This is a genomic window from Mesorhizobium sp. AD1-1, from assembly GCF_020164655.1.
GTDB classification, from domain to species: Bacteria; Pseudomonadota; Alphaproteobacteria; order Rhizobiales; family Rhizobiaceae; genus Mesorhizobium; species Mesorhizobium ciceri.
This window is the reverse complement of the sequence record NZ_JAIUGP010000018.1, coordinates 1-20,266: the sequence shown is the minus strand read 5'-3', so window position 1 is coordinate 20,266 and position 20,266 is coordinate 1. Positions and strand designations below refer to the sequence as shown.

The 20,266-nt window shown below is 60.9% G+C and carries 21 protein-coding genes and 1 tRNA gene; 8 read left to right on the top strand and 14 right to left on the bottom strand.

Annotation, left to right across the window (positions count from 1 at the left end):
• Positions 1–48: 48 nt before the first annotated feature.
• Both LB519_RS26765 and LB519_RS26760 read right to left on the bottom strand, forming a co-directional pair.
• The gene (locus LB519_RS26765) at positions 49–1,644 is read right to left on the bottom strand and encodes a DEAD/DEAH box helicase (RefSeq protein ID WP_024503893.1); all 1,596 of its coding nucleotides are present in this window, start codon (positions 1,642–1,644) and stop codon (positions 49–51) included.
• Between the two features lie 198 nt (positions 1,645–1,842).
• Positions 1,843–2,616 (bottom strand): NAD kinase, encoded by a 774-nt coding sequence (locus tag LB519_RS26760; protein ID WP_013531374.1) that lies wholly within the window; start codon positions 2,614–2,616, stop codon positions 1,843–1,845.
• A 724-nt stretch (positions 2,617–3,340) separates the two neighbouring features.
• Here LB519_RS26760 and LB519_RS26755 point away from each other — a divergent pair.
• Positions 3,341–4,312, top strand: coding sequence for an NAD-dependent epimerase/dehydratase family protein (locus LB519_RS26755; RefSeq protein WP_224621581.1), 972 nt, complete (start codon positions 3,341–3,343; stop codon positions 4,310–4,312).
• A 115-nt stretch (positions 4,313–4,427) separates the two neighbouring features.
• On the opposite strand, the gene LB519_RS26750 is transcribed toward LB519_RS26755, so the two are convergent.
• Positions 4,428–4,706 carry a hypothetical protein gene (locus LB519_RS26750; RefSeq protein WP_127370232.1) on the bottom strand — a complete coding sequence of 93 codons (279 nt, stop codon included), beginning with the start codon at positions 4,704–4,706 and terminating at the stop codon, positions 4,428–4,430.
• Here LB519_RS26750 and LB519_RS26745 point away from each other — a divergent pair.
• The 3 genes from LB519_RS26745 to LB519_RS26735 all read left to right on the top strand — a co-directional run bounded on the left by LB519_RS26745 (position 4,678) and on the right by LB519_RS26735 (position 8,067).
• Positions 4,678–5,712 carry an extracellular solute-binding protein gene (locus LB519_RS26745; RefSeq protein WP_224621580.1) on the top strand — a complete coding sequence of 345 codons (1,035 nt, stop codon included), beginning with the start codon at positions 4,678–4,680 and terminating at the stop codon, positions 5,710–5,712. The genes LB519_RS26750 and LB519_RS26745 overlap by 29 nt on opposite strands.
• An 85-nt stretch (positions 5,713–5,797) precedes the next feature.
• Positions 5,798–7,225 carry an amidase gene (locus tag LB519_RS26740; RefSeq protein WP_127366804.1) on the top strand — a complete coding sequence of 476 codons (1,428 nt, stop codon included), beginning with the start codon at positions 5,798–5,800 and terminating at the stop codon, positions 7,223–7,225.
• Between the two features lie 140 nt (positions 7,226–7,365).
• Positions 7,366–8,067: a TetR/AcrR family transcriptional regulator gene (locus LB519_RS26735; protein WP_013531378.1), complete on the top strand. Its 702-nt coding sequence runs from the start codon at positions 7,366–7,368 to the stop codon at positions 8,065–8,067.
• A 107-nt stretch (positions 8,068–8,174) separates the two neighbouring features.
• Here LB519_RS26735 and LB519_RS26730 read toward each other — a convergent pair whose 3' ends face one another.
• Genes LB519_RS26730 through LB519_RS26710 form a run of 5 tightly spaced genes read right to left on the bottom strand, consistent with a single transcriptional unit; the run spans position 8,175 to position 12,785 of the window.
• On the bottom strand, positions 8,175–8,933 hold the full coding sequence (locus tag LB519_RS26730) for an MBL fold metallo-hydrolase (RefSeq protein WP_127366805.1): 759 nt from the start codon (positions 8,931–8,933) through the stop codon (positions 8,175–8,177).
• A 20-nt stretch (positions 8,934–8,953) separates the two neighbouring features.
• On the bottom strand, positions 8,954–10,018 hold the full coding sequence (locus LB519_RS26725; RefSeq protein ID WP_127371014.1) for an ABC transporter ATP-binding protein: 1,065 nt from the start codon (positions 10,016–10,018) through the stop codon (positions 8,954–8,956).
• A complete protein-coding gene (locus tag LB519_RS26720) occupies positions 10,015–10,797 on the bottom strand; it encodes an ABC transporter permease (RefSeq protein ID WP_013531381.1) in 783 nt (260 codons plus the stop codon). Before LB519_RS26720 ends, LB519_RS26725 begins: the two co-directional genes overlap by 4 nt.
• Position 10,798: 1 nt before the next feature.
• Positions 10,799–11,680 carry an ABC transporter permease gene (locus LB519_RS26715; protein WP_224621579.1) on the bottom strand — a complete coding sequence of 294 codons (882 nt, stop codon included), beginning with the start codon at positions 11,678–11,680 and terminating at the stop codon, positions 10,799–10,801.
• A gap of 13 nt (positions 11,681–11,693) precedes the next feature.
• A complete protein-coding gene (locus LB519_RS26710; RefSeq protein WP_224621578.1) occupies positions 11,694–12,785 on the bottom strand; it encodes a spermidine/putrescine ABC transporter substrate-binding protein in 1,092 nt (363 codons plus the stop codon).
• Positions 12,786–12,876: 91 nt separating this feature from the next.
• Between LB519_RS26710 and LB519_RS26705 the strand changes: the two genes are divergently transcribed.
• Positions 12,877–13,491: a TetR/AcrR family transcriptional regulator gene (locus LB519_RS26705; protein ID WP_013531384.1), complete on the top strand. Its 615-nt coding sequence runs from the start codon at positions 12,877–12,879 to the stop codon at positions 13,489–13,491.
• Positions 13,492–13,615: 124 nt separating this feature from the next.
• Positions 13,616–14,185 (top strand): DUF2569 family protein, encoded by a 570-nt coding sequence (locus tag LB519_RS26700; protein WP_224621577.1) that lies wholly within the window; start codon positions 13,616–13,618, stop codon positions 14,183–14,185.
• 366 nt (positions 14,186–14,551) lie between these two features.
• Here LB519_RS26700 and LB519_RS26695 read toward each other — a convergent pair whose 3' ends face one another.
• The 5 genes from LB519_RS26695 to LB519_RS26675 form a co-directional block, all read right to left on the bottom strand.
• Positions 14,552–14,851 (bottom strand): DUF1236 domain-containing protein, encoded by a 300-nt coding sequence (locus LB519_RS26695; RefSeq protein ID WP_013531386.1) that lies wholly within the window; start codon positions 14,849–14,851, stop codon positions 14,552–14,554.
• A 1,247-nt stretch (positions 14,852–16,098) separates the two neighbouring features.
• Positions 16,099–16,806, bottom strand: coding sequence for a Crp/Fnr family transcriptional regulator (locus LB519_RS26690; RefSeq protein ID WP_224621576.1), 708 nt, complete (start codon positions 16,804–16,806; stop codon positions 16,099–16,101).
• A gap of 614 nt (positions 16,807–17,420) precedes the next feature.
• Complete coding sequence (locus tag LB519_RS26685) at positions 17,421–17,801, bottom strand: hypothetical protein (RefSeq protein WP_224621575.1); 381 nt, start codon at positions 17,799–17,801, stop codon at positions 17,421–17,423.
• Positions 17,802–18,070: 269 nt separating this feature from the next.
• Positions 18,071–18,724, bottom strand: coding sequence for an outer membrane protein (locus tag LB519_RS26680; protein ID WP_013531390.1), 654 nt, complete (start codon positions 18,722–18,724; stop codon positions 18,071–18,073).
• A gap of 409 nt (positions 18,725–19,133) precedes the next feature.
• Positions 19,134–19,532: a hypothetical protein gene (locus tag LB519_RS26675; protein ID WP_224621574.1), complete on the bottom strand. Its 399-nt coding sequence runs from the start codon at positions 19,530–19,532 to the stop codon at positions 19,134–19,136.
• On the opposite strand from LB519_RS26675, the gene LB519_RS26670 reads away from it, so the two are divergent.
• Positions 19,531–19,737: a hypothetical protein gene (locus LB519_RS26670; RefSeq protein ID WP_224621573.1), complete on the top strand. Its 207-nt coding sequence runs from the start codon at positions 19,531–19,533 to the stop codon at positions 19,735–19,737. The genes LB519_RS26675 and LB519_RS26670 overlap by 2 nt on opposite strands.
• Positions 19,738–19,820: 83 nt before the next feature.
• Here LB519_RS26670 and LB519_RS26665 read toward each other — a convergent pair.
• Positions 19,821–19,896: transfer RNA gene (locus LB519_RS26665), tRNA-Thr, on the bottom strand.
• 156 nt (positions 19,897–20,052) lie between these two features.
• Here LB519_RS26665 and LB519_RS26660 point away from each other — a divergent pair.
• The gene (locus tag LB519_RS26660; protein ID WP_013531392.1) at positions 20,053–20,220 is read left to right on the top strand and encodes a hypothetical protein; all 168 of its coding nucleotides are present in this window, start codon (positions 20,053–20,055) and stop codon (positions 20,218–20,220) included.
• Positions 20,221–20,266: the final 46 nt, after the last annotated feature.

Genomic DNA, 20,266 nt, shown 5'->3' with positions numbered 1-20,266 from the left:
ACCGAGAAGGCAAGCCGGATGGCTGGCTTGCCTTCGAAGCGGTCGAGATCAGACCTTGGCGACGATCCGCATGAAGGCCGGCATGTCATCGCCGAAGCCAACGGTGGAATCGTTGTCTTCCTGGTGACGTTGGCGGGCAGGGCGGCTGTTGTCTCGCTGCGGCCGGGTATCGCCGCGTTCCGGTGCGCGCTGTTCGTTGCGATCGGACGATTTGCGCTCGGTGTTTTCCGAACGGATCGCTTCCTTGCGCGAGCGCCGTTCGCCGACGTCGGCGGCTGCCGCTGCGACCTCGGCCACCGGCTGGTCCTCGCGGACTGTTTCCGGTGCCGTGTCTTCGCTGCGCTTGGCGTGGCGTTCGCGCGGTTTGCGCTCGCCGCCCTTTTCCCTGCTGCGGTCGTCGTCCTTGCGGCCGGCGCGGCGCGGTGCGCCCTTGCCACGGCGCGGAGCATCGTCCTCGCCGCCTTCGCTGGCAACCACCGTCGACAAGTCGCCGTCATGCCATTCGATCTTGTTGCCGATCAGCCGCTCGATGGCGTCGATGTATTTGGTGTCCGACTTGGTCGCGATGGTGAAGGATTTTCCGGAGCGTCCGGCGCGGCCGGTACGGCCGATACGGTGGACATAATCCTCGGCATGGATCGGCACGTCATAGTTGAAGACATGGCTGACGTCGGGGATGTCCAAGCCGCGCGCGGCGACGTCGGAAGCGACGAGGTAGCGCAGCTTGCCGTCGCGGAAATTGGCCAGCATCTGCATGCGCGCGCGCTGGTCCATGTCGCCATGCAGCGCACCGGCGTCGAAATCATACTTCAGCAGCGAGCGGAACAGTTCCGACACTTCGACCTTGCGGTTGCAGAAGATGATGGCGTTCTTCAGTTCGGCATCTTCGGCCTTGATCAGGTTGCGCAGCGTCTCGCGCTTGTCCCACGGCTTGGAGCCTGATTTGACCAGCCGCTGGGTGATGTTGGTGGCGGCGGACGCGGCCTTCGAGACCTCCACGCGCACCGGCGCATGCAGGAATTTCTCGGTCAGCTTGGTGATTTCCGGCGGCATCGTCGCCGAGAAGAACAGCGTCTGCCTGGTGAACGGGATCATCTCGCAGATGCGCTCGATGTCGGGAATGAAGCCCATGTCGAGCATGCGGTCGGCTTCGTCGATGACGAGGATCTCGACGCCATTGAGCAACAGCTTGCCGCGCTCGCGGTGATCGAGCAGGCGGCCGGGCGTCGCGATCAGCACGTCGACGCCGCGCTCCAGCTTCTTGTTCTGTTCGTCGAATGAGACACCGCCGATCAGGAGCGCGATGTTGAGCTTGTGGTTCTTGCCATATCGGATGAAATTCTCTTCGACCTGCGCGGCGAGTTCGCGCGTCGGTTCCAGGATCAGCGTGCGCGGCATACGGGCGCGGGCCCGGCCGTTTTCGAGGCGGGTCAGCATCGGCAGCACGAAGGAAGCCGTCTTGCCAGTGCCGGTCTGGGCGATGCCCAAAATATCCTTGCCGAGCAAGGCGTGCGGGATCGCACCAGCCTGGATCGGCGTCGGCTGGGTGTAGCCGGCGTCGGTGACTGCGGAAAGGACCTTCGGCGACAGGCCGAGGTCTGCGAAGGTCAACGCTTCTTGAGCGGTCGTGGTGTCTGAGGACAAGTGTTGTTGTCTTTGGCTGGTTCGGGGAAGCGCAACGGCGTCTAATGGCGTCGCGGCAAGCGCCACGCGCCTGCAAGATCGGTATTGCAATTAGGAGCAAGCCCTCGATTTGTCAACAGAAACGGGCAGCAATGGCACGATTGTGAAGTTGTAACCTTAATCGGGATGCTTAATCGACCTGTCGGTCGCAGCGCCGGCTCAATAGCGGAACTGTTCGGCGAGAATACGCTCGTTCCAGGAATGATTGGGATCGAACAGCAACGTTGCTGTCGCGGTGGGTGATTCTCGCACCGTCACCGAGGTCACCGCCTTGACCTCGGTATGGTCGGCGGCGGCGTTCACCGGCCGTTTTTCCGGCTCGCGGATGTCGAAGCGCACTGTCGCTTTGTTGGAGAGCAGCGCGCCGCGCCAGCGGCGCGGGCGAAACGGGCTGACCGGGGTCAGCGCCAGCAGCGGCGCGTCGAGCGGCAGGATCGGCCCGTGCGCCGAAAGATTGTAGGCGGTGGACCCGGCCGGGGTTGCGATCATGACGCCGTCGCAGTTCAGTTCCTCAAGCCGGACCTGTTCGTCGACGGTGATGCGGATCTTGGCCGTCTGGTACGATTGACGCCACAGCGCCACCTCGTTGATAGCCAGTGCCGAAATCGTTTCGCCTTCCGAGGTCACGGCCAGCATCTCCAGCGGGCGGATGGTTTCGGCGACGGCGGCTTCGAGACGCTCGGTCAGGCCACCGGAACGATACTCGTTCATCAGGAAGCCGATGGTGCCACGGTTCATGCCGTAGACCTTCTTGCCGGTCCCCATCGTGTCGCGCAGGGTCTGCAGCAGGAAGCCGTCACCCCCAAGGGCAACGACGATCTCGGCCTCCTCGACGGAAGACTGGCCATAGCGCGCCGACAGGCTTTCCAGCGCCGTCTTGGCGTCAGCGGTGTCGGACGAGACGAAGGCGATGTGGCTGGCGGCTTTGCTCATGGCTCCCCGATGACGACCGGTTGGCAGCGGCAGGGCCGCGCCAATTTCGGGGTAGCATGGGCGGGGTAGGTCTGCAAACGGAGCCGCCATCCCGGATGGCAATGCCATTCCCGGGATGGCGAGGCGACCGCGGGACGGCGGATGCGGACATGCGTTCGCGTATCATGTCAAAGGCTACGCGAATGTGATGGTTAAGACCGGCCTTAAAGTCTCGTAAAGCCGGATCGGTCATGTTAGCCGGCAGTGGATGGGTGGCGTGGGGGCTAGCCAGTCGAGGCCGACATATTGCCGGTAACACGCCTGATCATTGTCTTTCTGATGCTGGGAAGCTTCGCGCTGCTCTTTGCCGAACTGGTGCGCCAGTCCGAAGAGACGAGCTTCCGACCGCAGCCCACGGCGTCGCGCTGTGGTGACGCAGCCGGAGCGCCATGCCCGCAAAGGGCGCTGTAGCGCTGTAACCTGATCATCCTTTCGGACGACCGGCGGCATTGGCGGCCGCTTCGGTGCGCGACATCGCGCGGCAGTTTCTCTCCTTAAAAGCAGAGGCCGGTCGGCTGCCGCACGTTCCACTCGTGAAAGCTTGCTGTTTGCACTCGCGGCGCTTGGCGGTGTAGATGGGTGCACCGATTGGCGGAAAGGTTTTTGGGTAGCCTCGTATCCGCCGTTGTTGGGAAACAAGCCCTGCGGCTCGTTGACTGGCCGGGTGTCTGGAGCAGGGGGTTCCATGTCGCGCAGCGTGTTGATTTCTGGTGGCTGCGGCTTCCTCGGCTCACATCTGGTCGACCGTCTGTTGCGGCGAAGCGATCTGGAAAAGCTGATCGTCGTCGACAATCTTTGGACCGGGACGCGAGACAACGTCGCACATGTCGCCGATCCGCGTTTCGATCTGCAGATTGCCGATGCCGAAAGCTTTTCATCCCTTCAACGCTTCGATGAGATCATCCATCTCGCGTCGCCGGCTTCGCCGCTTTGGTACATGCGCGAGCCGGTACGCACGATCAAGGCCAACATCGGCGGCGCGCTCAATCTTCTGACGCTGCTCAAGCCCGGCGGCCGTTTCTGCTTCGCCTCGACCTCGGAAGTCTATGGCGACCCCCTGATTTCACCCCAACCCGAGGGTTACAGGGGATCGGTGGACTGCACCGGTCCCAGGGCCTCTTATGATGAAAGCAAGCGCTGCACCGAGGCATTGCTGTTCGAACAGCAGCGGGTTGTCGGGCTCGACATTCGCGTCGTCAGGATTTTCAACACATATGGGCCGCGAACCCGCATCGACGACGGACGCGCCGTTTCGAACTTTGCCATCCAGGCTCTGACAACCGGGGTGCTGACGGTCTATGGCGACGGGTCCCAATCGCGCAGTTGGGGTTATGTCGACGACATCGTCGAGGGGCTGGAACGTTACTTCTGGCGCGACGGCATCTCGCATCGCGGCCCTCTGAACATCGGCAACGATCACGAGGTTTCCGTCCTGCGCATCGCGGAATTCGTCAGGTCGCTTGTCCCCGGCAGCCGCATCGAGCACCACCCTCCGGCTCCCCAGGATCCGACAAATCGGCGTCCGGACCTGACGTCGGCGAGGCATGTCCTTCCTGGCTGGGAAGCCAGGACGGGCTATCAGGAAGGCATCGGGCGCACCTTCGATTGGTTCCGTCAGCGAATTGCGGCCGGAACCGTTGCGGCCCCAACGGCCTGACGCGCCCGGCGTCGCGGCCAAAGCTCTTTCCTGGCTGCCCACTTGGTCACCACCGCATCGGGCGCACCCATCGGCGACCCCTGGCCCTATCCGCATAAAGATATTGACTGCATGTTTAGTCATAGTTACTCCTGAGGTCGCGAATTGAGTTGGACAGCCGGCGCCAGCCGGTGAATGGCCACCATGAAGAGGGGAATATCTCGACTGCGATGCGGCTTGCCGTTGCCGGTGCGCCGCATGCCGCAAATGCGATGTCGACGGCCGTTCTCGTGCCGTCGATCGGCATTGTCGCGGCCATCTTTTCGTCAGCAGGAAACGGACCTGAGGCCGTAACGCCGCCGGTCCCAACAATGGGAGCATACAGCATGAACTGGAAACTGACCGCGACGGCCATCGGCCTGTCGCTGCTGACTGTCACGGGCGTTGCCCATGCCGACGGCGAACTCAACATCTACAATTGGGGCAACTACACCAGTCCCGACCTGATCAAGAAGTTCGAGGAGACCTACAAGGTCAAGGTCACCGTCACCGACTATGATTCCAACGATACCGCCCTGGCCAAGGTCCGGCAGGGCGCCTCCGGCTATGACATCGTCGTGCCCTCGGCGAGCGTCGTGCCGGTCTGGATCAGCGAAGGTCTGCTCTTGGAGACCGATCCCAACAAGATGGAGAACTTCAAGAACGTCGATCCCAGGTGGGTCGATGTTCCATTCGATCCAGGCCGCAAATATACCGTTCCATGCCAGTGGGGCACGACCGGCATTTCGTTGAACAAGTCGGTTTATGCCGGCGACCCCAACACATCGGCGATCTTCCTCGACCCACCCCCCGAACTCGTCGGCAAGATCAATGTCGTACCCGAAATGGGTGACATCATGTTCCTCGCCATCGCTTACGAGGGTGGCAAATATTGCAGCAGCGACATGCAAATGCTGAAGAAAGTGCATGACAAGCTGGTGGAGGCCAAGGCGAAATGGCTTTCGCTCGACTATGCGGCCGTCGATGGCCTGGGCAGGGGCGACATCGCCGCGGGCGTCAACTGGAACGGCATATCGCTGCGCGAGCGGCTTGAGAACGACAAGATCGTCTATGGCTATCCCAAGGAAGGCTATCCGATCTGGATGGACAATGTCGCTGTCCTCAAGGACGCCAAAAACGTCGACAACGCCAAGCTGTTCCAGAATTTCATCATGGATCCGCAGAATGCGGCGCTGATCTCAGCCTTTGCGCGTTATTCGAACGGCATCAAGGGCTCGGAAGCCTTCATGCCCGACGACATGAAGACCGCGCCGGAAGTCAACATTCCCGCCGATTTCGCCGCCAAGGGCCAGTTCATGCAGGCATGCCCGCCCGACGTGCAGGCGCTCTACACGAAGATCTGGACCGATCTGCAGAAATGACCTGACCAGGCTTTCCCGCGCCGCAGCACGCGGCGCGGTCATCTCCGTCCATGCAACGCGATGCGCAGATCGCAGGAGACTTCCCATGACCGATCTCGACCTTTGCTACATGCCGGCCAGCGAGGCGCTGCGGCTGTTCAAGGCAAAGAAGCTTTCGCCCGTCGAACTGATGCAGGCCACCATCCGCCGCGCCGAAGCCACCAAGCCGACGATCAACTGCCTCACCTTCACGCATTTCGACGAGGCGATGGATCTGGCCAGGAAAGCCGAGGCGAAATACGCCAGGGGGGCCCGTACCGGGGCGCTCGAGGGGCTGCCGATCGGCATCAAGGACGAGAGCTACATCAAGGACAAGCCGACCTCGCACGGCTCGCTGCTGTCCCGGGATGCCATCGGTGGCCATACGTCGACGATGAACGAGCGCATCATCAAGGCCGGAGGCATTGTCCATGCCCGCACGGCGACGCCTGAATTCAGCTGCGCCGGCTACACCTGGTCGAAACGCTGGGGCGTGACGCGCAATCCGTGGAACCCGGATTTCACGCCCGGAGGTTCGTCCGGCGGTGCCGCGGCGACGCTGGCGTCCGGCACGTCGTCGATCGCCACCGGCTCGGACATTGCCGGGTCGATCCGAATTCCCGCGTCGGCCTGCGGTCTTGTCGGCTTCAAGCCGCCTTACGGGCGCAATCCGGACGAGCCGCCGTTCAACCTCGATTTCTACTGCCACACCGGACCTTTGGCGCGAAACGTCGGGGATGCGATCCTGCTGCAGAATGTCATGTCCGGACCGAGCCCGCTCGACATCGCCACGCTCCGCCCAAAACTGCGCCTGCCCAGCGACTACAAGCCGATCAAGGGCTGGAAGATTGCTTTCTCGATGGACCTCGGTTCTTTCGAAGTGGACCCCGATGTGCGCAAGAACACGCTTGCCGCCTGCGATGTGTTTCGCTCGCTTGGCGCCACGGTCGAGGAAGTCGATCTGGGCTGGGGCGACGACGTGCTCAAGGCGGGCATGGCCTATCTCGAACATCTGTTCGGCGCCTCGCTGTCGCAACTGCTCAAGGAGCACGGCAAGGACATGACGAGCTATGCCAGGCAGTTCGCCGAGGACGGGCAAAGGTCGAAGGCGACGGACTTTGTCGGAACACTGGAAGTGGCGGCCAGGATGTACCAGACGCTGGGGCCGCTGCTGGAGACCTACGATGTGCTGATCTGCCCGACCAACGCGCTTCCCGCCGTGCCGGCGGAGTTCGATCAGACAACGGGCACGGTCGAGATCAACGGCAAGCAGGTGAACCCGTCGCTTGGCTGGGTGATGACGACGCCGTTCAACATGATGAGCCGCTGTCCGGTTCTATCCGTGCCGTCGGGCCGGGCGGCAAGCGGCGTGCCGACAGGCATCCAGATCGTCGGCCGCACCTATTGCGATGCCGATGTCTTCCGGGCGGCCATGGCCTATGAGACGGCCAAGGGGCAGTGGTACACAAACGCCGAAACGCGCCCGTCGCTATAACAGGGCGATGCGGCCCTTGCCGCGATCGTGGTTGATCTGCGGTTTCGGTTGTGGTGAGCCGACGCCGGACACCTCGAATAGACGAATCCGTGGCGGCGCCGGCGATCGCCGGCAGAAGGTCCGAAAGGAGCTGGACGAAGATGGCGCAACAGAAAGCTGCGGCGGCAAAACGCAAAGGCGCAACGGCGAAGAATGGACGTGCGGCAAACGATGCCGCGCCGCCCAAGGACCGTCGGCGCGAACGCGGCGAAGCCAGCGTGCAGCGGATCATCGACGCCACCATCGAGCTCATCGCGGAGGAGGGGCTGGCAAGCGTCACCATGCAGCGCATCGCCGAACATGTCGGCTCGTCCAATGCCCTGGTCGTCTTCCATTTCCGCAGCAAGGAGAACCTGTTTCGCGCCGTCCTGCAGTATCTCAGCGATCGATATGATGAGCTGTGGGTGACGCTGGTGCGAGCGCCCGGCCTGTCGCCGGTTGAGCGGGCCCTGGGCGCAGTCGATTGCGCGCAACGTTTCGCCCGCCAGCACCCGAAATGGGTTTCGGTCTTTGTCGTGTTCTCCAGCGACCGCAAGAGCATGCAGATCTACAATGAGATCGGCCTGCCGAGCGATCTTGCCTACACCGCCGAAGCGCGCGAGCTGCTGATCGAGATTTCGCGCAGCGGCGGTTATACCGGCGTCGACATAGACACCCTATCGGAGAGCCTGAATTATCTGGTCCACGGCGCCTGGTATTGGGATCATCTCAATCCGTCCAGCCGTGACACCAACGTGCTGCGCAAGACCATGCTGCTTCTGCTGCATCAGGCATTCCCGCGGCATTTCGAATTGATGCGCTAGAGCAATTCCAGGAAAAGTGTGAAACGGTTTTCCGTCCGGAATTGCGCCAAACAAGGAGTTGGAGTGGTTCGCCGTTTCCGTGAAATGGTGAACCGCTCTGACCGCTTTCAGGGCTGCCGCAGATGGCAGCCGGCCTGCCGCTTCTGTTCCAGATACTCGTCGACGAGCTGGCGGTAGCGCACTTTGCCGAAACTCGGGAAATGGCCGCCATGCACGACCGAGACATCGAGGTCGCGCAGGCGCAGCAGTGTCGCCATGTAGTCTGATATGTCCGAGTGGTAGACGTCGTCGATCAGCGGGCCGTCATAGATGATGTCGCCTGATAACAGGATGCCCGTCCTGTTTTCATAGAGCGCGATGCCGCCGGGCGAATGGCCGGGCGTGTGGATCACCTCGAAGGCACGATCGCCGAGATCGACGAAGTCCCCATGCTCGAGCAAACGGCCGGCCGGTGCGGGCGGAATGCCGTAGCGCGCCGTGTCCCAGCCTTGCGGCTGGCAATCGAACATTTCGTCGGTCGCATAGGTGCCGGCTGCCGTCCACTCGTTACGCGGATCGGCGAGTATCCCGGCCTCGGCGGCGTGCACGCAGCGCTCGGGAAATTCGTGGTGGCAGCCTATATGGTCGAAATGCGTGTGGCTGGCGACGCAAATCAGCTTGCGCTCGCTGACCAACGGCACGTAACGCCGGAGGCTGAAATGACCGAGGCCTGTGTCGAAGAGGAGATCGCGATCGCGGCCGCGCACATGCCACATATTGCAGCGGAAGAACGGTTTTATCCAAGGCTCGTGGATCAAGGTCACGCCATCGCTCATGCGGATGGTCTCGTACCAGTCTGGTGCCTCGATGACCGCAAGCGTTGCCATGTTTCAATCCGTCAGAAAGTTCAGTCCGTCAGCAGGATGATCTGGTCGGTATCGCAGGAAATCGCGACCCTGTCGCCCGGCTGGACGGCCGCCGTCGCGGGCAATTTGGCGATGAAGTGGAGCGAAGGGTCCTCGACGGAAACGGCGAGCATGCGCTTGAAGCTGCCCTGGAAAACCACGTCGCTCACCTCGGCTGTGCCAAGCCTGACACCGCCGCGCGCCTCGCCGAGGACAAGATGCTCCGGCCGTATGGCCAGCGCAACGGTAGAGCCGACCGGCAAGGCGCCGGGCAGCGAGACCGGCCCGACCGGCGTCGCGACGGTGCTTGTCCTATCCTTCGCCTCCGTGACCGTGCCGGCGAGGATCGTGCTTTCGCCCATGAAGGTCGCCGAAAAACGCGTCGCCGGCCGTGCGTAGACGCGCTCTGGCGGACCTTCGTCCTCGATGCGCCCGTCATTCATCACCACGCAATGGTCAGCCAGCGCCATCGCCTCTTCCTGGTCGTGCGTGACATGGATAAAGGCGGTGCCGACGCGCTTCTGGATCGCCTTCAATTCATCCTGCATCTGCCGGCGAAGTTTGAGGTCGAGGGCGCCGAGCGGCTCGTCGAGCAAAAGCACCGCCGGCTCGATCACCAGCGCGCGCGCCAGCGCCACGCGCTGCCGCTGGCCGCCGGAAAGCTGATGCGGTTTCTTGTCGAAGGCGGCAGCCAATCCGACCAGCGCCAGCGCCTCGCGCGCCTTTGCCGCGCGTGTCGCGCCGTCGACGCCCTGCATGCGCAGACCGAAGCCGACATTGCTGCCGACGCTCATATGTGGGAACAGCGCATAGTCCTGGAACACCGTCGTCGTCGGCCGCTTGGCCGGCGGCACCGACGTGCAATCCTCGCCACGGATGAACACCTTGCCTTCGCTAGGGGTGACGAAGCCGCCCAGAATGGACAAGAGCGTCGTCTTGCCGGAGCCGGACGGCCCGAGCAGGATCGTGTAGCTGCCGGGCTCGATCTGCAGCGAGACATCCTTCAGCACGGTGTGCTGGCCGAAGCGATGCGAGACACTGCTGATGTCGACGAGGGGCGCGCTCATGCGGGCTTTCTCCGAAGCAATGTCAGTTCAAAAAACACCACCAGCACGATGGAGACGGCGAAGACCAGCGAGCCGACGGCATTGGTCTTGGGATTGAGGCCGGAACGCAGCAGGTTCCAGATCTCGACCGGCAGCGTGGTGTCGAAGCGGGTGAGCAGGAAGGAGATCACGAATTCGTCCCAGGAGAAGGTCATCGACAGGAAGAAGCCGGCGAAGATGGCCGGCGCCATGACCGGCACGGTGATCAACAGCAGCACCTTCCATTCCGGCGCGCCGAGGTCGCGCGCGGCGCGCTCGATGTTGATCTGGTGGTCCCCCATCTGGCTGTAGATGATGGCAAAGCACAGCGGCAGATTGATCACGACATGGCCGATGCCGGCAGCCAGTAGCGATTTCGGTACGCCGGCCCAGTTGAACAGCACCAGCAGCCCCATGCCGATGATGAGATAGCTGACCGTCAGCGGCAGGGTGATCAGCCCGCGCAGCAGGCCGGAGCCGGGCAGGACGAAGCGGGCAAAGCCCCAGGCGGAAAGGAAGCCGAGCGTCACGGCGGCGAGCGAGGAGATGGACGCGACCAGCAGCGAATTGACCAACGCCGAAGTCAGCCGTGGGTCCGAGAGCACTGCGTCGTACCAGCGCAGCGACGGGCCGGTGAAGGGCGGGATCGGGAACGACGTCGCCTGCAGCGAAAACAGCACCAGCACGATCACGGGCAGGAAGATGAAGCCGTAGACGGCAAGCGCGTAGAGCCAGGAGGCGATGCGGACAATCCTGCGCATCTCAGGCCCGCTCGATCTTCAGCCAGCGGGCGCAGGCGAGATAGGCGATGGTGACCACCGCCATCAGGATGATCGACAGCGCCGAGGCCAGCGGAAAGTCGCCGCGCCGGCCGATCTGCATCATCACCAGCTGCGGCATCAGCAGCTCGTTGTTGCCGCCCAGGATCTGCGGCGTGATGTAGTCGCCCATGCACAGCACGAAAGTGAGGAAGGCGCCGACCATGATGCCGGGCAAGGTCAGCGGCAGCACGACATGCAGGAAGGTTCGCACCGGCCCGGCGCCGAGATCGGCGGCCGCCTTGCGGTAGCTCGGGCTGAGCTGTTTGAGATTGGCGAAGATCGTCAGCGTCAACAACATGACGAAGAAGTGCACGAAGCCGGTGATGGTGGCGAAACGCGTGTTGGCGAGATGCACAGGCTCGCTGATGAGGCCGGAGCCGGTCAGCGCCCGGTTTACGACGCCGTTCTGCGCCAGCACCAGCAGCCAGGAATAGGAGCGCACGACATAGGAGGTCCAGAACGGCAGCACCGCCAGCATCAGCGCCAGCCGCTGCCAGCGCTCCGGCACCTGTTCGGCGAGGATCCAGGCGAAGGGATAGGCGAGCAGCACCGAGACCACGGTGACGATCGCGGTCACCTCAAGCGAGTTCACCATCGCCTGCCAGTAGGAAGGGTTGGTGAAGAACTGGCTGTAGTTGGACAGCGTGAAGCCGCCGCCCTCATGCGCCGTCAGGCTGGAAAACCCCATGGCAATGAACGGCAGCACGAAGAACAGCAGCGTCCAGCCGAGCGCTGGCGTGACCAGCGCCCGGGGCAGAGCAGAGCTCGCCCGGGGCAGGGTATGGCCCGCCCGGGGCAAGGGGTTGTTTCCAGCCGAGCTCATGAGCGCTATCGGCTCATTTCGCCTGCAGCATTTCGGTCCACATGTCCTGCATCTTCTTGTCGAGATCGGCGTTCGGCGCCGGATAGGCCTGGGCACGCGTCAGGAAGCCCGGCTGTTCGTCGAAGCGCAGCACCTTCTTCTGGTCGTCGGTCAGTGCTGCCTTGGTGTTGGCCGGCATGCCCCAGTAGCAGGAGGAGGTGGCAAGCCGCGCCTGGCCCTCCGGGCTCATAATGTACTGGATGAACTTCAGCGCCATGTCCTTGTTCTTGGAATCCTTGAACATGGCCAGCGACTGCGACCACAGAACCGCACCTTCTTTCGGGATGGAGAAGTCCAGCGCCGGGTTTTCCTTGGCTAGGCCCGCCGTCACCCATTCGCCGCCGCCGACCAGTATGTCGACCTCGCCCGTCGCCAGCGCCGTCTGGCTGGCGGTCACTTCGCCGACCAGCTTGGCATTGGCTTTCATCTTCAAGAGCTCGTCCTTGAGGGCGGGCAGGTCGGCTTCGGTGAGATCGGCCGTCTTCTTGCCGATCGCCAGTGCGGCCATGCCGATGACCGGCAGGTAGTAGTCGTAGATGGCGACCTTGCCCTTGTACTTGTCGCCGGTCAGGGCCGCCATCGACTGCATGTCGGCCGGGTCGACCTTGGTCTTGTTGTAGCCGATCGTGTTGTAGCCGAACTTTTCGGTGATGCCGTAGCGCTTGCCGCCGACCATGGTGGAGCCGTCCATCTTCACCTGCGCAAACAGGTCGGCCAGCGGCAGCTTGTCTTCCGGCAGCGGCTCGAACAGGCCTTTTTCGACGCCGCGCGGCACGTCGATCGAATCGATCACCATCACGTCCCAGTCGCCCGGCTGCGACTGTTCGACGATGGCGAGGCCAGCGCCGGTGCCCTCGAATTCCTTGACGTTGACCTTGACGCCATTGGCCTCCTCGAAGGGCTGCAGCAGCGCCGGATCGGCATGATCGCACCAGATCAGCGCGTTGAGGTCGGCGGCCTGGACAGCGCTGCCGGCTGCGAGCAACAGCGCCGCGGCCGCGCACGCAGCATGCAGATGGCTCTTCAACATGGAAAGCGAATTCATGCTCTTGGAATGTGCGGACATCGAGTGTTCTCCCTTGCCTTTGTGGCTTCTTGCAAAAAATTGAACCAATTCTAAAATTGAGTCAATTCTGTTTTTGTGGCAAGAGGCTGGAATGAGCGGATTGCGGGCAAGGCAAAAGGCGGACCGGCACAGGCGCATCATCGAAGCGGCGGCGGAACTGTTTCGAGAGGCCGGCTATGAGGGCGCCAAGATAGAGGCGATCGCCACGCAGGCCGAGGTCTCGGTCGGCACCATCTACAACTACTATGAGAACAAGGGCGACATCCTCGGCGCCATCGTCTCGCTGGAGGTCAATGAGGTGCTGAATGCCGGGCAGGGCGTCGTCGCCAGGCCGCCGGCCAATGTCGGCGATGCGCTGGATACGCTGATCGGCATCTACATCGAGCACTCGCTGCACTATCTCAGCAAGGAGATGTGGCGGCAGGCAATGGCGATCTCGACGCAACTGCCCGACAGCCCGTTCGGCCAGGCCTACACCGCGCTCGACCGCGCGCTGACCGAACAGATCCGCGCCCTGATCGCCCGCCTGCAGGCGCTCGGCCTGGTGCGGCAGGACATCGACGGAGCAGCGCTCGGCGAACTGATTTTCAACAACATGAACATGATGTTCATCGAATTCGTGAAGCGCGACGCGGCGAAAATACCGGAGCTGCGCGCGGCGATCCGAAGGCAGAACCGGATTTTGGTGGCGGCGATCGGGGTGTGAAGGAGTCAGGAGCAGACAGGAGAAATCGTCGGTTCGACATAACTTCATTCACACGAGGGCTCGCCTCTTGAGTTGAATCTAAAACCTTGTACAACTTAAAGGGGCATAAAAAGGGGAGGCGTAAATGGGGGCGTTTTCCATCTGGCATTGGGCGATCATGCTGCTGTTGATCGGCGTGCCTGTTTTCTTTGCTGTTCGATCGGCCGCGAAGCCGTCGCAGAATCCTGAGGCTCTTGTGGGCTTCGGCGGCTGGCTGATGCTGCTGGCTATCGGTCAGGCATTGTCACCGCTGCGCACACTCGCCGAATTGGGGGCTTCCAGCGATGGCTACAACCAGCTCATGCTGGTGCCGAATGGACCCATGGTGGTCTATGGCGAGGTTGCCCTGCTGCTGGCATTTATGGTGTTTCAGCTTGTGGTGCTCGTTGCCATGCTGAGGCGGAGCCTTCGGTTCAAGCAGTTGTTTCTCATCCAATGGCTCGCAATCCCGGTGGCGGTCATACTAAACGCGATCTGGGTCTCCACCGCGATCGGGGTTTCGGTTCGGCAAGTGGTCACTGGCGAGGCGCTTGCGACGCACATAGTCTCGTTTGTGCTGATAGGGCTCTGGGTCGCCTACGTCTACAAGTCCGTCAGGGTGCGGAACACCTTCACCAGGGTTGGGGCATCCACCCAGGTTGCTGGCGCGTCGTAGAAGAAGGCACAACTTGGAATGTTGGAACTGCGCGCGGCGATCCGCGGGCAGAACCGAATTCTTGTGGCGGCGATTGGGGTGTGACCTCGTGCACCACTATGTCGCCATCGAACCTGGAACGGCCAGATCCTGAGCCGACCGACCTCGACCATCATCCGTGACGGCTGCGACCTTTTGGAAGGTCTTTATTTCGGCCTCATTTATACGTGCTGCCCGCGCTCTCGCCTGGAGATCAACCAGGCGCGCCACGAGCGATTGCGACGTCTCGACTTCAGGGTTCATCATTTTCATTTGTCCGATTGAGTGGCGATTTGACGAGCGCAACCCGCCGGCATCCCTGCCGGCGGGCCTGGCCGGTTCGAAGTTTCAGTCGTAGACTTTCACAATCTTGCGTGTGCTCGGGTCCACCAAAACCGTTCGGTTATCGACCACCGTATAGCGGTATTTGACGTTGGGAACCTCGTGGAGTTCGACCGTGTCTGGCAGAGCCGTGCCGACATTCAACTCCACCCCCGGAAGCTTCACAGAAGCCAAGGGTTGCTTCTTCACGTATTCGCGGACGACGGTGTCCTGTTCCGGTGTGATAACCACATCCTGTGCCGCAACCGCGCCGACGCTGGCCAACAGCAAGAGCGCCGCAGCGGCGCTGCTTAGGTGCATCCTCATTTGTTTTTCTCCTCTTGTAACCTGGCGGCAGCACGATCGGCTGGGCGCCAGCCACCCGAACACGTCGCCAGGCCAAACGTTCCTCATACGGGCCTCTGTCTGAATCCGCGCAGGACCAAAGTCTGGTTGGAAAACGCAATGGTCTTACCCGTTGGGAGTAGGCGGAACGGCTTAGGCCTAAAGGTTGTTGTCTCTCCAATTCGGAGAGAAACAGTGGAAAAAAGTGTCGGCCAGGCGCGATGGTTGCTCGCACCGATTTTCGCAACAGCCATCACCTTCCTGGTGATGGGGGTCGTTCTTGGCTGACATGGCGTGGATCGGCGCAGCTACGTCCCTTCCTGCGCTGATAGGACCCGTGAGCTGCTTCGGCGGCGGGCGGGTCCTGTATTTCACCGTGCGCCCATGCATGCTCATTCGGCAGGCGTGGGCGCATTTCTAGCACATGTACCTTGGGAGGTTTATTATGGATCGGCGATCCTTCTTGACTGCAATGTTTGGCGTTGCCGGGGCAGCGGCCCTTGCAAGCGCTGTCCGCCCAACTGACGCAATGGCGGGTGTTCCAGGGGCCGGACACGGCATCCTCGATGAACTTGAGACGCCACAAACAGAGACCTTTGAAGAAGACGCACAGGCAGAAGTGCAGCAAGTCTACCATCGGGACTGGCACTACCGTCCCCACCGCCGCCGGCGGGGCTGGAGACGGGTTTGCCGCAGTTATTGGCGGCATGGTCGCCGTCGCGTCCGGTGCTACCGCCGACGTGGTCCTTCGGTCGTCCTTCGATTTTAACTGATTTCCCGCCTCGGTCCGTTCCGGCTCACGCGCCGAGAACGGGCCGGTTTAGATTCTTTTCGGTGAACGATGACAATGACATTGGTCCACAGATCGAATGAGAGTGGCAGCGCGAACCAACCGGGAAATGGCAACGATGATCGTGCGCCCGGGTTTGTGGCCTCCGTCGCTTTGCCGGACAGAGAAAACATTGCCGACCTTGTCAGACGAACAGAGCGCATGGCCATCTTGGTGGTTCTTGGACTGAGCGGCTGGTTGATGCTCGTCCCCGCTATTTATCTTGTGCTGACGCACGGGATATGAAGCTTGCGGGACATCCGTTGGATTGCAATCGCATCGGATCGCGGCTTCCGCAGCCGTTTCGTGTCACCGGCAATGTGGGCGGGACGGGCTGTATTGCTGGCGCGAGGCGCAGGTGCTTGGATCACCGCGGCCTACGTCCGGCATGCTTGGAGCGCTATAATCCAACTAGCCGAACGTAATCGGCTTCTGGCTTGCCGTAGGTGCCGTTTGCGCAGGCCGCAAGTCCGTTGCGGTCCCTGATGTGCACTTCGCCACGTCGAGAATAGATGAAACCACGTCCTTCCAGAACTTGCAGCCCAACGGTAACGCCTGGGCGTCTTGCTCCAAGCATGACGGCGAGAAACTCATGGGTGATTGCAAGGCGCTCGCCGTGGACCCGATCGTCACACATTAGAAGCCAGCGCGCCAACCGCTCTTCAAGGTGTGATTTTGCGTTGATCAGGGCCGTATAGCTGGTCTGGATGTGGAAGTAGTGGACATAGCGCAACAGGAACAGGCGCAACGTTGGGCTGTTCGCAAGAGCCTCCTTGAAGGGTTCGGTTCCCATCCTGAAAGCGCTGCCGGCCGACTGAACGTAACATTGATGCGCCGCATAGTCAGCGCCCATCACGAGCGCGGCACCGGTCATTCCCTCAAAGCCGACAAGGCCCACCTCGGCTTCCTTACCTGAAGCCGTCGCGACCACAGAAGCGATGCCGTCCTCCAGGAAGTACACCGTCTCGATCTCCGAATCGGCTTTCTCTAAGGTCATTTTCGGCTCGAGGTCACACAGTTCAAGGTGTGGCTGCAAAAGCCCCAGGTCACCAGGGTCAAGCCTGCGCAACAATTGGTTTCTGTAGGAATCGTTCTCTGGATTGGTCATAGCTCAATCCCGCTTGGGGCAAGAGCTTTCCAATCTCCCTGCCGTCTGCGCCCGTAGACACGTGCAGACGATTTAAAAAATATACGCCCTCCGGCGCGCGATTGACAGTGAAATGCAACCTGATGCACGGCGTCCCCTCAGCCGCCGAATTGCAAAACAGGGGTGTACAAAGTTAAAGGGTTGGAATCGTACAGAACTCTGCTTCGTACGAATCCGACAATTTGTGATCGCAGCCAACGAGCCGGCATGATGTACATGGTTATCAATGTCGAGGCAGAGCGACGAGAGGGCACTGGTAGGACCGACTGGCAAGGCGACGGCTGTGCCCCATAACGGGTCAAAAGTTTTTGGCATCTAAATTGCTTTCACAGGTATGGGGTGGGCGAGAGCCCGTCGCTTCGCAAATGGAGCGGCGGGTCTACCCTACCAGTGACTGTCGAATGGCCACGGCAGCAGAATGTACCGCCTTTCAGCAGAAACTAACGGAACATCCGTACTCGCCCAAAGTTGGATTGCAGGAAGCATCGCATGCGGGCTTCCGCAGCCCGTTTCGTGTCACCGGCAATGTGGGCGGGGCGGGCTGTTTTGCGTTGGTACGCAATTTATACCGCTGACTACTTGTGGGTAATCCAGTCCAACAAGCCAACGTTAACCTGCTCGCACCCGACATATTCGCGGACCAGGCTTTCAGCCAGGTGGCGCCATTCACACTCGGGAACGCCTGTTTCCCTGACCAGGTTTCGAAACGCCGAGCGGAGAATGTCGGCATCGAAGGCCGAGACGGCAACAGGACCTGGCTCCGGATCTCCCTCCCGGGCCATGTCATCGCGATGACGTTGGCGAAGGCGCTTGAGCAGTTCGCGCGAGGCCTCGATTGCGCGTCGGGAGTGGTCCATATCACGGCGAAATGAGGCAGTTCCGGCCAGGGAATGGTGCCGCAACCGAAAGCTGGTTTCTATAACCGCGTGTGCGACTTCTATATGCGTTTCTGCCATCGCGGCCTCCCTTCCGGCGAAAGGATTTATTTACTCTCTTGTCACGCGTGACCCAAGAAGGATTCAACGTACGGTTTGGTACGAAGGGATGGCGCGCAGATGGGCATGGTCCCGAACGAACGAAGGGCCTGAACGGCAAACTATTTGCGATCCAGGCCCCTAGCCGTCGGGTTCGCGGCGACATTGCGCCCGCGGAATGCCATTCACAAGCTGGACCTTGGTCTTGCCATTCCCGCGGGGGGCGTCAAAGTCGGAGACGCGCTGAACAGTTAGAACTTCATCGCGATGCCGACGCGGAAATCGTGCGTCTGAAGCGTGTGTTCCAGCGTGCATCCGCCGCCACAATATTCAAGCGACTTCTTGCCGAAGAAGGAGAAGTCGTATTCGCCGCGCAAGAACACGTTGTGTGTGAGCGCGACGTCGATGCCTGCTCCAACAACACCACCGACCAAGGTGGCATCCCGCTCAGCGTTTCCACCTGGGTAGAATGTCTTCAGCTTTGCAGCGGTTACACCAGCCGTGACGAACGGCATGTAGGCTCCCATGTCCATGCCAACGCGACCCTTTACGGATCCGAACAAACCTGTGGAGGCGTCAAGGACGCCTGGGCCTGGAATATCGTCGAAGGTGTTCTTCTTGAAGCGGTAGCCAAGCTCGCCTTCGACGCCATAGACAATCTTGCCGGATTGGAGGTTATAGCCTGCAAAGCCGCCGACCGTTGCCGAGCCGACATTATGCGTTGCGCCAGCCTGGGCGCCCGGTCCATAGATCTTGTAGTGTTCCAACGTTCCGGCACCGAACACGCCGGCGTATGGCCCTTGCCAGGTCCATTCAGGGGTATCGACAGGAGCGATCGTCATATCGGCAGCCATGGCCGGAGCCGCGGAAAGCGCCACGAATGAAGCGAGCAAAAAAGCTTTCATGAAATCCCCATCAAAATCGCCAATCGCTTTATATCGATGAGCCTGCAACTTTGTATATAGCTAGGAAGTCACACCCGTAGGCTAAGTTGCTGCGCCTGAATTCGGCGAAATAGGTATCGGGATGGCCGGTGCAAGCAGGCATCCCTCGAAGAGCTCAATACTTCCGCGTCAGGCTTCGATGCGGGCATTATCGAGAAATTCAAGTGCGGAGCGTGGAAGGGTGCCGTTCTGATCTTCAATGAAGCCGCTGCCGCACGGATCAGGCTTGCAGCTGTGTTCGTGAAGAATGCCGATGGGTATACCGGACGGCTCAATCCGCAGCAATCAGGAAGGATGCCGTCGACGCCATAGTTAGGCGGCGGCGCGCAGGGCGGTGACTCGCCCAATGTCCGGGTCCCTTCTCAGCCATCTATCGGTAAAGTCCCGGGTATTTGGCCTTCTCAGCCTGGCAATTTCCCGCTCTCTGGACCGCCTTGGCGTAAGCTCTTTCATAGGTGCGAATGGCCTTCCGGAACTTAGGAGGATTAGGCGTCAGGTGTTTTTCTATCCCCTCGTACAAAAGCACAGGGACAGCAATGATAGCTTTTCCATCTTCTGTAGGCCTCAGCCGGCACCTTTGCATAACGCCGTTGAGGTTACCTGCCATTTTAGCGGCCAAATTTAACTTGGCATCGGGCATCCCGACCAGGAAGTGGATATTGTCCTGTCCTGCCGAAGCCGCCGAAGACGCGAAGCAAATTGCGGCGGCGAGTGCGACCAAAATGCGGATCAAAGTGACGTCCCCCCAATATTCCCAAATCTGAGCCATGCTGAATATTTGGCAACCTAGCACCAAGCACACTATCCACAAATATGACACCTTCAAAACGCTCTCGCTCGATGCGCCAATGGGAGGGACTGACCTTAGGCGAATCGATTTGCTGGTGGCGCCGGAACCTTACGAGCCGGAGGAGGACGAAGAGGATGATCCGGATACGGTGATGCTCTGGGCGGATACTCGCGTTGGCAAATGAAAAATTCCAGGTGGATAAGCGGTGGATCGAACCCGAACCTTGTTTTCTAAGCTTTTGAAAATGTTATGGTTTTTGCATTGTGCTGGTGCCCCCGGACGGAATCGAACCGCCGACCTTCGGTTTACAAAACCGCTGCTCTACCAGCTGAGCTACAAGGGCACGGCGCTCCGGTTAGCATATTTGTTGAGCCAGTAAAGACAAAACTCCGTTTTTTCCCGGCATGCCGCATGGGCCATCGGCGAGGGCATCCTGAAAACCGCCGGATTGCTTCCTACATCTAGGGAAGGGTGCAATCGCTTCGAGCAGGGGTGTCGCATGATCAGATTTGTCATCATTCTCCCGATCATCTTCGTGGCCTGGATGCTGCTGGTGAAGATCATCAGCGACGTGAAGAAGGCCAATGTCGACTGGACCGGCGTCACCACCATCATCGGTTTCATCGCGCTGGCGTTCTGGCTGCGCCATGTCACGGGGATGGGGTGAGGGAATAGGAATAGGGGAATAGGGGAATAGGGGAATAGGGGAATAG